Here is a 12,760-nt window from a genome sequence, read left to right as displayed (position 1 = left end):
TCGCTGGGCCGCCCCGAGACAAAAAGGCCCCCTCAGGGGGCAGCGAAGTCCACGAAGTGGCGAGCGTGGGGGTCCGTTTTGTCGCTGGGCCGCCCCGAGACAAAAAGGCCCCCTCAGGGGGCAGCGAAGTCCACGAAGTGGCGAGCGTGGGGGTCCGTTTTGTCGCTGGGCCGCCCTGAGACAAAAAAGGCCCCCTCAGGGGGCAGCGAAGTCCACGAAGTGGTGGGTGTGGGTGCGAGTTTTTTCGTTGGACAAACTCGCATCCGATGATCGCAACGGATCAAGTCTTCTTCGTCGTGGTGACCCACTCTCGTCATTTACCTCCATCCGCCTATCCCCGTCATTCCCGCGAAGGCGGGAATCTAGGGTAACTAGCGGGGCTTGCGCAGATAGCCGGTGGCTTTTTATCGGCGTGTTTCAAGTGGTTTAGCTATAAACCCTCTCGCGTGAGGGCTAGTTGCGTCACGTAATCCTGGATTCCCGCCTTCGCGGGAATGACGGGAAGAGGCGAACGGGCCAGACCGGAAAGACGGCTAAGACGCCTGAGACGCCTGAGACGCCTAAGACGCCTAAGACGCCTAAGACGCCTAAGACGCCTAAGACGGGATGTGGCCTTGTGGTCCCTATGTGCCGACTCTGTTCACCCCCGCACAGATCTGGAGGGCCACGTCGCCAGCACCACACCCGCCAGCGCAATGCAAAAAGCCAATATTTGCATGCCTGCCAGCCGCTCTCCCAACACCACAACCCCCACCGTTGCAGCGCTAATAGGAAGCAGCACCGTAAACACACCGGCTTGAGAAGCGGGAACATTCTTCAGTCCGGTCATCCAAAGCCACACCGTCCACACACACGCAGCAAGCGAGTAAAACAGCAACAGCATCCAGCTACCCGTACTGACGGCGCCGAAGTCAAAACTCCAGGCCAGCCAGATTCCAAATGGCGTGGTCAAAACGAATCCCCAGAGATTGATCAGCGAAGTGATGCGGCGCGGGCCCAAGGTGCCAGTCAACTTCTTGCCGATCACTGCGTAGCAGGCTTCGCAAAACACCGCTCCCAGTAGCAACAGGTTGCCGAGCCAGGCTCTGTCCGGGCCACTCTGGTGGGAAACTGGGGTGGAGTGGGAAAGTGAAAGCAAGCCAATACCCAGCACGGCGCAAACCACTCCCCCCCACACTCTTGGGGCCACGCGTTCACGCAGGAATGCCCATGACAGCAGCGCCACTGCTGCGGGAATGGCGGCCATGATCACACCCGCGGAAACGGCCGTCGTGAGCTTGACCCCAGAAATCATGCACAGCGTGAAAAGGAAATTGCCCAGAAACGATTCAAGAAACAGCAATCCCTTCACCTGGCGCGTCATGGGCGGCTCATCGGCAGGCTTTTTCAGCCATCCAAGCATGGCCAAGCCGCCTATGCCAAATCGCAGCCAAGCAAGAAGGAGCACGGGAAATACCGCCGCAAGCGGTTTGGACAGGGCGACATAACTACCAACCAATGCCATTGACAGGGCCAGGCAAGCGTAGGAGAAGGCGCGGTTTTGAGCGGAGGTCAAGTGAGGCGGTGTTTAAGGAATAGTCATGATCATGCCCAACTTTCCGTGCAGGCTCTCACTGATCGCCGTGGGCCCGAAAACGGCAGCCGTTTCGTGAACGGCTTCCTGACCCCGCCGCATTTATTTTGCAATACGACTTTCATTTCTTGTATAGTGAAATATGAAATGCTGCGCTGCCGCATTTTTTCTCAATATGGGATAAATGATTTCACATTGAGATATATTGAAAATAAGTAATTGATTTAAAAGGAATAAATTTTTCTCTTGTATAAGACATAAGAATGTTCCAAGGTCTTATACAAGAGTTATGATTTGTCCCACGGCGCAATCAAAACTGTGGCGACTGCCACAAGCCAAGCCGCCCTGATTTTTCAATTTACCCACTGGAGCTTCACATGCCACAAAACGTTACTGAGCAACTTAGCCGTGAGCAGCAGATCGCTGCCCTGGAAAAAGACTGGGCTTCCAATCCACGTTGGAAAAGCGTCAAACGCGGCTACTCCGCTGCTGACGTCGTGCGTCTGCGTGGCAGCCTGCCCATCGAGCACACTTTGGCTCGCCGCGGTGCCGAGAAGCTGTGGCGCCTGGTCAATGGCGATGCCAAAAAAGGCTATGTGAACGCCTTCGGTGCCATCACTGCTGGTCAAGCCATGCAGCAAGCCAAAGCTGGCTTGGAAGCGGTTTACCTGTCGGGTTGGCAAGTCGCCGCTGATGGCAACACCAGCGAAACGATGTACCCAGACCAGTCGCTGTACGCCTACGACTCCGTGCCAACCATGGTGCGCCGCATCAACAACACGTTCAAGCGTGCTGATGAGATCCAATGGGGTCGCGGCATTGAGCCAGGCAGCAAAGAGTTCATCGATTACTTCCTGCCCATCGTCGCTGACGCGGAAGCCGGGTTTGGCGGCGTGCTCAACGCATTCGAGCTGATGAAGAACATGATTGCTTCTGGAGCAGCCGGTGTTCACTTCGAAGACCAACTGGCCGCCGTGAAAAAATGCGGCCACATGGGCGGCAAAGTGTTGGTGCCTACGCAAGAAGCTTGTGAAAAACTGATTTCCGCACGCTTCGCCGCCGACGTGATGGGCGTGCCTACCATCATCCTGGCTCGTACAGACGCTGAAGCAGCTAACCTGATCACCAGCGACCACGACGCTAACGATAAGCCTTTCCTGACTGGCGAGCGCACGCAAGAAGGCTTCTACCGTGTCAAGAACGGTCTGGAACAAGCCATCAGCCGTGGCGTGGCTTACGCCCCTTACGCCGATCTGGTGTGGTGTGAAACTGGCGTGCCAGACATCGGCTTTGCGCGTGAATTTGCACAAGCCGTGCACGCTTCCAGCCCTGGCAAGCTGCTTTCCTACAACTGCTCGCCATCGTTCAACTGGAAGAAAAACCTCAACGACAAGCAAATTGCTTCGTTCCAGGAAGATCTCTCTGCGCTGGGCTACAAATACCAGTTCATTACCTTGGCCGGTATTCACGTCAACTGGTATCGCACTTTCGAATTCGCCAAGGCATACGCTGAAGGTGAAGGCATGAAGCACTACGTCAACATGGTGCAAGAGCCTGAGTTCAAGGCACGCGAACAAGGCTACACCTTCGTGAGCCACCAGCAAGAAGTGGGCGCAGGCTACTTTGACGACGTGACCACGGTCATCCAAGGCGGCTCTTCCAGCGTCAAGGCGCTGACGGGCTCGACCGAAGAAGAGCAGTTCCATTGAGTGTTGTAGTGGCGCCGAATCGGCGCTACTAGAAAAAAAAGCCCGAAGGTGATCCCTTCGGGCTTTTTTTTTGTTATCAGGGTTATCGCCAATATTCTCAAACAGATGACCGAGACAGACTTAATAAACCGCCCGACCGGTCGGTTTATTAATTGCAAGGCTCTTCGCCTCGCAGATCCACGAAGTATAAAAAGAGGGTTCCCTACATGCGTTTTGCTTTTAAAGCTGGCCAGATAGTTTGGCCGGGTCTTGTTATCTTGATCGCTCTTATCACCGGTTGCGGTTCTTCAGATGGTCCTGATCCGGCCCCTCAAGTTCGGGCGCTTTCTTCAGATCCCAGCCGTGTAACAGGCGGGAATGTCCTGATCGAAGTCACGTTGGACGGTGCCACCAAGGACGGCAAGGTCAAGGTGACGTCAGGCGCAAAAGATTTCAGCGACTCCTTCAAGCCTACAGATTCCAACCGCAGGTATCTTGGCCTCGTCGAAGGCCTTCCAGAAGGAGCCTCTACTCTTGAGATACAGGCAGTCAGCAATTCCGGCCAGACCTCTGCCACCTCTAGCTTGAAGGTTATCAATCACCCAAGCTCCGGACCCGTTTTTGCGGGTGCAAAAGAGACCCCGTACATCTGCACCCTGTCGGAGAACGGAATGGGGCAGGCGCTCGATGCGAACTGCTCGGCGCAGACGGAAATCAGTTACCGGTACTGGGCTTCAAACGGAACATTCAAGACACTGAGCCCGGATTCGCCATTGCCTGACGATGTCACGACGACGCGAACATCAGAAGGAAAAACCGTCAATTTCATTGTGCGTCTCGAGCGTGGCACGCTCAATCGCGGTATCTACCAAATCGCGTTCTTGCATCAGCCAGGAAGCGCGCTTCCCGATCCCTGGACTAGCACTAACGAATGGAATCGCCGCTTGCGATACAACTTTGGTGGAGGATGTGGTGGCGGGCACACCCAAGGGACGTTTGAGACTACGGTTGGGGGCGTTACCTACAGCCTGGCTACTGTGCTAGATAAGACTGCTCTCGCACGCGGCTACGCCGTTGCGACGTCGTCTCTCAATGTGGGTCAGGTCAATTGCAACTCGGTAGTTGGAGCAGAAACCCTTGCCATCGTTAAGGAGTACTTCATCAAGCGATTTGGTCAGCCTGTCTGGACGGTTGGCAAAGGTGGCTCAGGCGGGGCGGTGCAGCAATTCGAGATCGCCCAGGGGTATCCGGGGCTTCTGGATGGCATTTCGCCTGACTCCAGCTTCCCCACGATGATGGAAGCTGCAACGATGTTCTCCGATTGCAAGCTGCTACGGACCTATATGACCAGTGGGGAAGCTGCTGGCTGGACTGAAGAGCAAAAGCGTGCAGTCTCCGGCTACGCGACGTGGACTACTTGCAATGGTCTTGGTGTGGGTCTTGGCAACTCGATGGTGAACGCATCTTCTTGTGATCCACGTCTGCCTTCAGGGTTCGCATTCAATGCTGTAAGCAATCCGGCAGGTGTGCGTTGTGCACTCGCAGACGTTTTCTTGAACGTTTATGGCCTTGATCCTGCCACTCAAGTTGCTCGGAGGCCATTGGACAATGTGGGCGTTCAATACGGCCTCATTGCACTGAAGAATGGTGACATATCGGTCGATCAGTTTTTGAATCTGAATGAAAAGATAGGAGGCTTCGACCTCAATGGATCAGTTCAGCGGCAACGACATGTGGGCGATACGCAAGCTTTGAAAACGGCGTATGACACGGGCCGCGTTCTCGTTGGCGTCAATCTCGATGCAGTCCCCATGATTTCATCACGCACTTACAACGATAAAGCAGGTGACCTGCATGATCGCACTCGCGACTTTCAGATCCGCGCGAAGCTCGATGATCGATTCGGAAATCATGAAAACCATGTCTTGTTGATCGCAGCGCCGGGGTCCCCTTCAGGGAGCGCCGAGATGCTCAACATGCAACTCATCGAGATGGAAAAATGGCTGGATGCTATTGCCGCAGACGCATCTGCGGATGGACTCGCCCAAAAGGTAAAACGGCATAAGCCCGTTACTGCTCAGGACACGTGTTGGCGTCCTGATGGATCGAAGGTCACAGAGCCTGCGAGTTTCGAGAGCACCGGCACTTGCAACTCACTCTACAAGCCGTACTTGGATCCGCGCTCGGCAGCAGGAGCTCCGTTGGCCGAGACAGCTCTCAAGTGCCAGCGCAAGCCTGTTGATGTGACTTCCTACGGTGTTGCTTTCTCAGCGGACCAAGCCGTGAGGTTATCTGCAGTGTTTCCGGAAGGGGTTTGCGATTACACCAAGCCAGGTGTAGAACAGAACGCTCCTACTCGCTTTTGGGCCTCGTTCTGATGCTTGCACTAAGTTTTATTAAGCCATTTTCTGTTGGGTGGGCTGCGCGCGCTACCTTGATGGAGGTGGCGCGAAGCGGGTGCGCTCAGCTTTAGCTGGAATTGAGACCTGGGACGCCACCTCTATCGAGGTGGTTCTTCCAGCGCCAAGTCGCTGACTGGCTCGACCCAAGAAGAGCAGTTAACCTGATCTGCCGGAGATCAGGAATGCCACTCATCGGAGTGGCTTTCAGCCTGCTCACAAAGCCTCCCGTAAATTGGAAGCTTTGATCATTCTGGATTGACGTTGCATCCAGCATTACCAGAAGATCTACGTGATCCTGCCGGCCAATCGTTGGTGACGGTCATGCACGGCGATCGCGCACTACGTCCTGCGTGATCTTGGGGGGCTCGATCGCCAATCGAGCGTGCTTTGGGCTCAAGGTCCATGGGGGCTGGGTACGGGTGCTACACGCCGAAAACCCATTGCGCATCCTACCAATGGGGTTGCATCTGGTTGTTCGTTCCGCCGAGGCCCAATGCGGATTGATTCATGTTGCTGAGTGGCAGTTTCCGCATAGCGGATCTCTCAAAGTGTGAACTAATTTGATTTTTGGTTTTTTACTAAAAATTCTTCAATCCTGCTATTTACTCTGAAATCACCATCGGAGAAGATCCTGGTTAATGCGGTTTTTTTACGCCGCTCCTGGATTTTTCAACTACTCGAGGATTGCATCTTTTATCGCGGTAGGCGTGCCGCATCCCTGCCGTGGCGGGGTGGACGTGAAAGCACATTTTTTTGTTGGATGCTCAGCTGTGAACTGGGTGGTCCTCTGGTTGACGAGGGACGGTTAACTGGATGACGTAGAAAAAATGCTTAAAAAATGCCAATGAACTGCTACCGAGCTGAAATGGAATTTCCTTGGCTTGCAACGATATAAATATCTTCATGAATGAAGAAAGATATTTATATCAGAATGAAAATTTATTAATGTGTACGTGTAGTCAAGGAGCGATTTAGAGGCGCTGCAAGCCTTGGGCTTTAGCTTCGAAGGCTCAATGGCGATAGCTTTCAGCTGAAAATTTTATATTAACAATAAAAAGATAAGTTTCTTTTTTTATTGTTAAGTAAATTCATATCAATCGAATTGAATGGGTAGGGAATGTCTTTAATTTATAAAAATTTTGCCATTAAGTTCTTTGGAATTTTAATGGTTTCATTCATAGGCAATGTTGCTTTGGCCGTGCCAGGGGTTCCTCAGGCCCCTACAGTGATTTGGAAAGAGGATTTTCAGAATCTTCCCGTCCCGAATGCAAGTATGGGAGGCATTGATTTGCTCACCTACCTGGGGGCGTCCCCCGCGGGGCAGATGTACACGGCAGATCCTGCTTGGCGCATGTCGTCCAATCATTGCAATGGCATTGTGACTGCATTTGATATGAATCCATCATCAAGTGCCAGTATCAGTGCTTGCGCAGGCAACACTGTAGCCTGGAGGGGAACTCAACAATTTGCCCAGGCCTTGGGTATGTTGCGTGGGCAGGATCCGGCCACCACTGCTAAAAGTAATTATGCGGTTTCTGCCTATACCGAAGGCGCGAACCCTGGGGTGGGCGGCGTTATATTTAGAACAATAAATAACATTCCTTTATCAATCGCCAATCGATTTTTGATTACTTCAATTGATACGGCTGCTACTAGTTGTGTGACAAATCCTGCTACTCTGGCATTTTCGTTGATAAGTCAATCAAATGTGGAGTTGCCAATATCGACTGCGACGGTTAGTGTGTGTGCCGGCAGCACTATAGTTAACGTGAATGATCCAGCAGGAGGCTCCGGAACGGCTATTAACAGGGTGAAGACCAGCGTGTCACCAGCAGCCATCGGTTTTTCTGGATCATCAGTGGGCTACATTGTGCGTAATCAGCAAGGGTCGGGAACAGGCAACGATTTTGCATTTGATAATCCAACCATCCTGGATGCTTCTCCTCAGCTGGATAAATCATTTTCACCTGCCACTGTTCCGCTGGGAAATACAAGCAATATTCAGTTTACGATAACGAATACCAATGATTTGTTGGCAAAGAATGGTTGGTCGTTTACAGACACCTTGTCTTCAGGGTTGACAGTAGCGGGGAACGCAACGACGACCTGTCCATTGGGCATTTCCATCATCGCTCCAGTGGGTGGTAATTCAATCACTGTGACAGGAAACCTCGATAGCGGAATGGCGTCGTGCACGGTGACTGTGGCGGTACTTGCTAATGCGGCAAATACGTTTACAAATAATGAAACTAATATTACTTCCAGCTTCCTCACGCCACCTCAACCAAACACTACCAATCAATTGGTTGTTACGCCATCAGCGGACATGCAAGCGACAGGCACGACTTTGCCAAGCACTGTCATCGCAGGTCAGACCGTTACTGGAACTATCACGTGTACGAACGCGGGACCCAGTGCAGCTGCAGATGCGACGTGCACCATTCCCGGCTTGCCCGCTGGATCGACGGTTGTTTGCACTCCCAGTTCTCCAACCGTATCGCCATTACCTAAATCTGGCGTCATTTCTTGCCAGGTCAGCTATGTTGCCCCGGGCACGGGTGCCGTGAGCGCCACTCTAACAGCCGGTAGTTCTACGCCTGACCCAGTGCCAACCAACAACACTCAACCTTACAGCGCGACTATCACGCCATCAGCGGACATGCAGGCAACAGGCACGACCTTGCCTGGTACGGTCACCGCAGGTCAGACCGTCACAGGTACTATTTCTTGCTCCAATGCGGGGCCCAGCATCGCCGCAGATGCGACATGCACCATTCCAGGCTTGCCTGCCGGCGCGACGGTGGTGTGCACTCCAAGCTCCCCAACCCTATCGCCGCTGCCTGTATTTGGTGTCATTTCTTGTGAGGTGAGCTATATCGCCCCGACGACTGGCTCTATAGCGGCCACCGTTACGGCAGCTAGCTCTACGCTAGATACTGTGCCAAGCAACAACACGCAACCTTATAGCGCCACCATTACGCCATCAGCGGATATGCAAGTAACAGAAAATACTCTGCCGACAACTTTCTCCGCAGGGCAAACCATCACGGGAACTGTGACGTGTACCAACGCGGGACCCAGTGAAGCTGTGGCAGCTAGCTGCTCAATATCAGGACTCCCAGTCGGCGCCACTGTCATCTGTAACCCCAGTTCTCCAACGGCAACACCACTCGGAACTACAAATTCCATGACTTGTGCCGTCAGCTATGTTGCCCCGGACAGCGGTTTTGTAAATGCAACTATTACAGCAGGAAGTTCTACGTCGGACCCTTTGCCGAGTAACAACACGCAGCCTTATGCAGCATCGAGCAAGTTGTTAACTATTGCACCAGTTCCTACGCTTAGCCAGTGGACACTGATGATCCTCTCTTTTGTGCTTGCGGGATTCGCTGTGCGGGGCTCTCGACGTTTTCGCGCGCATTGATAAAAAACTGAGCGCGGATTTTTTTGACGGCATGACAACTGCAATTCAGCGCTCATTTATCTGCAATCGAGACCTGGACGCCACCTCTATCGAGGTGGCTCTTTCAGCTCCAAGGCGCTGATGGGCTTGACCGAAAAGACTGAAGTTCCATTGATCCGCGGATCTGCCACGATCAAGACTGATCTTAAGCCAGACCTTTCAAAATTTTCCCTAGCCTGCGCACCAGTGGGCCCATCGTTTCCACGGCCGTATTGCCGTAACCCAGGACCAGCCCATTGTCCTGTAGCTGCGGCTCCAGCGCGAAGGTAGACAAGGCTTGCGGCGCCATGCCGTAGCGTTGGGCGGTTTCGGCCACGGCCACATCGGGATAGTCCGCAGCAAAACGAACGCACAGGTGCAGGCCGCTGCGCCCGCCTTCGATGCTGTGCAGCACACCCAGATGCTCGCCTAACGCGCTGCGCAGGGCTTGCTGGCGTTCGCGGTAGATGCGGCGCATTCGGGCCAGGTGGCGCACAAAGTGGCCCGCCTCCATGAAACGGGCCATGGCCAGTTGTTCGTGGCTGTGTCCGCCGCGCAGCAACTCACGCAAGGGCCGATCCAGCAACGGCTGCAAGGGCAGGGGTAGCACCAGAAAGCCCAGCCGCAGCGATGGAAACATGGTTTTGGAAAACGTGCCTACATACAGCACCGGCGCATCTGCCATCAAACCCTGCATCGCCCTGATGGGCTCTCCACTGTGACGAAACTCGCTGTCGTAGTCGTCCTCAATAATCCACGCGCCGTGAGCCTGCGCTGCGGCCATCAGCGCCAATCTGCGTGCTACAGACATGACTGTGCCCAGCGGGTATTGATGAGATGGCGTGGTGTAGATAAGTCGGGGTTGCTCGCTGCGCCAGTCATTGGCGGTGAAGTACAGACCCTCAGCGTCCAGGCGTTTGGGCAGCACGCGCAGATCGCCCGCGTGCAAGGCCGACTTGCCACCTCGGTAACCCGGGTCTTCCATCCACGCGGTGTCGCCGGGGTTGGTGATCAATCGCACGCACAAATTCAGCGCTTCCTGCGCTCCTTCGGTCACTACCACCTGTTCCGCCATGCAATGCACACCGCGGGTGATCGCCAAATGGCTGGCAATGGCAGAGCGCAAGGCTGGCTCGCCTAAGGGGTCGCCGTAATTGAGCGTGTTGGGTGTGGCCGTGCGCGCTGCATGGGCCATGGCCAAGCGCCAGTGTGCCTGCGGAAACTGCGTGAGCGCGGGCACACCAGGGCGCAGGGCGGTGCAGTCTGTCTTGATCATGGGGCTGGGGCGCAAGCTGGCAAGACGTGCAGCCAAGCGAGGCCGCGGCGGCGGTGAGCTTGCCTTGGAGAGTACAGGTGTGCGCAGCTCGGCCACCACGGTGCCCTGCCGGTCTGCCACCACATATCCCTCAGCCAACAGATGGTCGTAAGCCATGCTGGCGGTGTTGCGCGAGATGAGCAAACCTTGCGCAAGCACTCGTGTGGCGGGCAGGCGTAATCCGGCAGGTAAATGTCCGCCCACGATCGCGTCCTTGATGCGGAGGCACAGTTGGCGCTGCAACGGCTCGGCGCTGGCCCGATCCAGCGGGGTCTCCAGCAGTGCGGGTAAAGACGAAGGCATTTTCATCGCATCCTGGCACCATGAAAAACCAAGATTGTGGCGCTTTTTACCATGCCACAAATTTTTTATGCTTGATCGTCAGGTGCTTGGATTTGCAGATTCTGAGCGTTCAAACCAGGAGACGAAGTTATTAAGGACGATGCACATGCAATCTCGATTGGCACAGGCTCAAGACTACGCGCAGTGGCTGCCGCTTTGGGAGGCCTACCAAGCCTTTTATAAAACCAGCATCGCTGAACCGGTCACGAAACAGACATGGGCACGGTTCATGGATCCTGCCGAGCCGATGCACTGTGCCGTAGCCGAGCAAGATGGCGTGCTGGTGGGTATCGTGCATTACATCTTTCACCGCAGTTGCTGGACCTCGGATGACTACGTTTATTTGCAAGATCTGTTCGCCGCCCCTGAACTGCGCGGCAAGGGAATAGGGCGGGCTTTGATTGAGCATGTCTACGCGGCCGCACGAACGCAGGGCGGTAGTCGCGTTTGGTGGCTCACACATGAAAGCAATGCCGACGCGATGAAGCTCTACGACAACATTGCCGATAAAAGCGGCTTCGTCCAGTATCGAAAGCTCATGGAATGAAGCAGTGTTCAATATCGCTTGTGACGGCCACGTTTGGGCTGAACGCATCGTTGCTGCAAAGGGCACCCTTGGCACCCGGTGTTGGCGGCAATGGCATGGTTGTCGGCGCCCCCCGGCTGGTGCTGTGCTGCTGATGCGCGGATCCGGGCCTTCGGGCTTCTTCGGCACTTGGGTGGTGCGTGCTGCTTTCGTGATGGCCATTTTCGGGTGGGGCGTGGGCTTTTATGGGCCTCCGATTTACCTGCATGCTGTGGTGGAGCGTACGGGCTGGCCACTGAGCACCGTATCTGCAGTGGTGACACTGCATTTCCTGAGTGGCGTGCTCGTGGTGGTCAACCTGCCCAAGCTCTATGCCCGGTGGGGACTGCCAACCATCATCAGCGTTGGCGCGGTTGTTACCTCGGTCGGCATATGGGGATGGGCCGCCGCATCCGAGCCCTGGCATCTGTTCGTTGCAGCATTGGGCAGTGGTATGGGCTGGGTCACGCTGGGGGCGGTCTCGCTCAACGCAGCAATTTCGCCCTGGTACAGGCGCACACGCCCCAGGGCATTGGCCATCGCGTTCAACGGCGGAACTTTCGGAGGGGTGCTCTTTTCCCCGTTGTGGGTCGCACTGATTGCATGGCAGGGATTTCTGGGCGCTTCTGTGCTGGTCGGTGCCGTCATGGTCGTGGTGATGATTTTGCTGGCATTCCTGGTGTTCACCCATACACCTCAGGCTTTGGGTCAACAACCTGACGGCCCCGGCCCGTCCTTGGCAGCGCGGAACCTTGCTACGGCATCGCGCCCTTCGCTGCCTGGCCCACAATTGTGGCGAGACCGCGCATTCCAGACGCTGGCTGTTGGAATGGCCGTCGGGCTATTTGGGCATATGGGGCTGCTTGCGCACCTGTTTTCGCTGCTCGCAGTCAGCTTTGGTGCCCAGTATGCGGGTCTGGTCTTGGGTGGTCTCACGGTGTGCGCCATGTTGGGGCGGACAGCGACAGCCCACCTGCTGACGCTAGGGTGGGATGGGCGCGTAATAGCTGGCTCGGGCTATGCGATTCAAGCTCTGGGGGCTTTGATTTTCTTATTCGCAGACTCGGGGCATAGCGGCCTGATTTTGTTGGCTGCCGCATTGATCGGTTCCGGTCTTGGAAATGGCTCGTATCTGCCGCCCTTGATTGCCCAGAGCGATTTCGCAGCAGAAGATGTTCCTCGGGTGGTAGCCACCACCGTGGCTATCTCGCAAGCCGGCTATTCGCTTGCGCCTCTGGTGTTTGGCTTGTTATTGTCTGTATCGGGCACTGGGCCGCATACCGGAATTGGCGCGCAATCGGCCATGTTCTTCGCTGTAGCAAGTGGCGTGTTGCTTGCCGCAGCCGGGTGCTTCTTTTTCGGCCGGTGGGCCCCTCAGCTTGCTCTACGCCAGTGAGGTCACTGAGGTTACAACGATTACAACGATACTGGAG

At 55.1% G+C, this 12,760-nt stretch carries 7 protein-coding genes; 5 read left to right on the top strand and 2 right to left on the bottom strand.

Annotation, left to right across the window (positions count from 1 at the left end; translation table 11 throughout):
- Positions 1-640 precede the first annotated feature (640 nt).
- Entirely contained in the window at positions 641-1,555 is a 915-nt protein-coding gene (locus tag ABIE13_RS09680; RefSeq protein WP_354442922.1) for a DMT family transporter, read from the bottom strand.
- A gap of 395 nt (positions 1,556-1,950) precedes the next feature.
- Here ABIE13_RS09680 and aceA point away from each other — a divergent pair, with 395 nt between their 5' ends.
- From aceA to ABIE13_RS09665, 3 genes are all read left to right on the top strand, one after another.
- Positions 1,951-3,282: an isocitrate lyase gene (aceA, locus tag ABIE13_RS09675; RefSeq protein WP_354442921.1), complete on the top strand. Its 1,332-nt coding sequence runs from the start codon at positions 1,951-1,953 to the stop codon at positions 3,280-3,282.
- Between the two features lie 206 nt (positions 3,283-3,488).
- The gene (locus tag ABIE13_RS09670) at positions 3,489-5,639 is read left to right on the top strand and encodes a DUF6351 family protein (protein ID WP_354442920.1); all 2,151 of its coding nucleotides are present in this window, start codon (positions 3,489-3,491) and stop codon (positions 5,637-5,639) included.
- 1,141 nt (positions 5,640-6,780) lie between these two features.
- On the top strand, positions 6,781-9,087 hold the full coding sequence (locus ABIE13_RS09665) for an IPTL-CTERM sorting domain-containing protein (RefSeq protein ID WP_354442919.1): 2,307 nt from the start codon (positions 6,781-6,783) through the stop codon (positions 9,085-9,087).
- A 184-nt stretch (positions 9,088-9,271) separates the two neighbouring features.
- Here the strand turns inward: ABIE13_RS09665 and ABIE13_RS09660 are convergent, their stop codons facing one another.
- Positions 9,272-10,729, bottom strand: a complete 1,458-nt coding sequence (locus tag ABIE13_RS09660; RefSeq protein ID WP_436278390.1) for a PLP-dependent aminotransferase family protein — start codon at positions 10,727-10,729, stop codon at positions 9,272-9,274.
- Between the two features lie 139 nt (positions 10,730-10,868).
- Between ABIE13_RS09660 and ABIE13_RS09655 the strand changes: the two genes are divergently transcribed.
- Both ABIE13_RS09655 and ABIE13_RS09650 read left to right on the top strand, forming a co-directional pair.
- Complete coding sequence (locus tag ABIE13_RS09655; RefSeq protein WP_354442940.1) at positions 10,869-11,309, top strand: GNAT family N-acetyltransferase; 441 nt, start codon at positions 10,869-10,871, stop codon at positions 11,307-11,309.
- A gap of 4 nt (positions 11,310-11,313) precedes the next feature.
- A complete protein-coding gene (locus tag ABIE13_RS09650; protein ID WP_354442917.1) occupies positions 11,314-12,723 on the top strand; it encodes an MFS transporter in 1,410 nt (469 codons plus the stop codon).
- Positions 12,724-12,760: the final 37 nt, after the last annotated feature.

Origin of the sequence: Ottowia thiooxydans, from assembly GCF_040548795.1 — a bacterium.
Lineage (GTDB): Bacteria > Pseudomonadota > Gammaproteobacteria > Burkholderiales > Burkholderiaceae_C > Ottowia > Ottowia thiooxydans_A.
This window is presented reverse-complemented; position numbering and strand designations above follow the sequence as displayed.

What these genes read in the sequence shown, in the direction of transcription:
- ABIE13_RS09655 (WP_354442940.1), top strand. Translation starts at nt 10,869, where the DNA reads ATGCAATCTCGATTGGCACAGGCTCAAGACTACGCGCAGTGGCTGCCG.
- ABIE13_RS09660 (WP_436278390.1), bottom strand. Translation starts at nt 10,729, where the DNA reads ATGAAAATGCCTTCGTCTTTACCCGCACTGCTGGAGACCCCGCTGGAT.
- ABIE13_RS09670 (WP_354442920.1), top strand. Translation starts at nt 3,489, where the DNA reads ATGCGTTTTGCTTTTAAAGCTGGCCAGATAGTTTGGCCGGGTCTTGTT.
- ABIE13_RS09665 (WP_354442919.1), top strand. Translation starts at nt 6,781, where the DNA reads ATGTCTTTAATTTATAAAAATTTTGCCATTAAGTTCTTTGGAATTTTA.
- aceA (WP_354442921.1), top strand. Translation starts at nt 1,951, where the DNA reads ATGCCACAAAACGTTACTGAGCAACTTAGCCGTGAGCAGCAGATCGCT.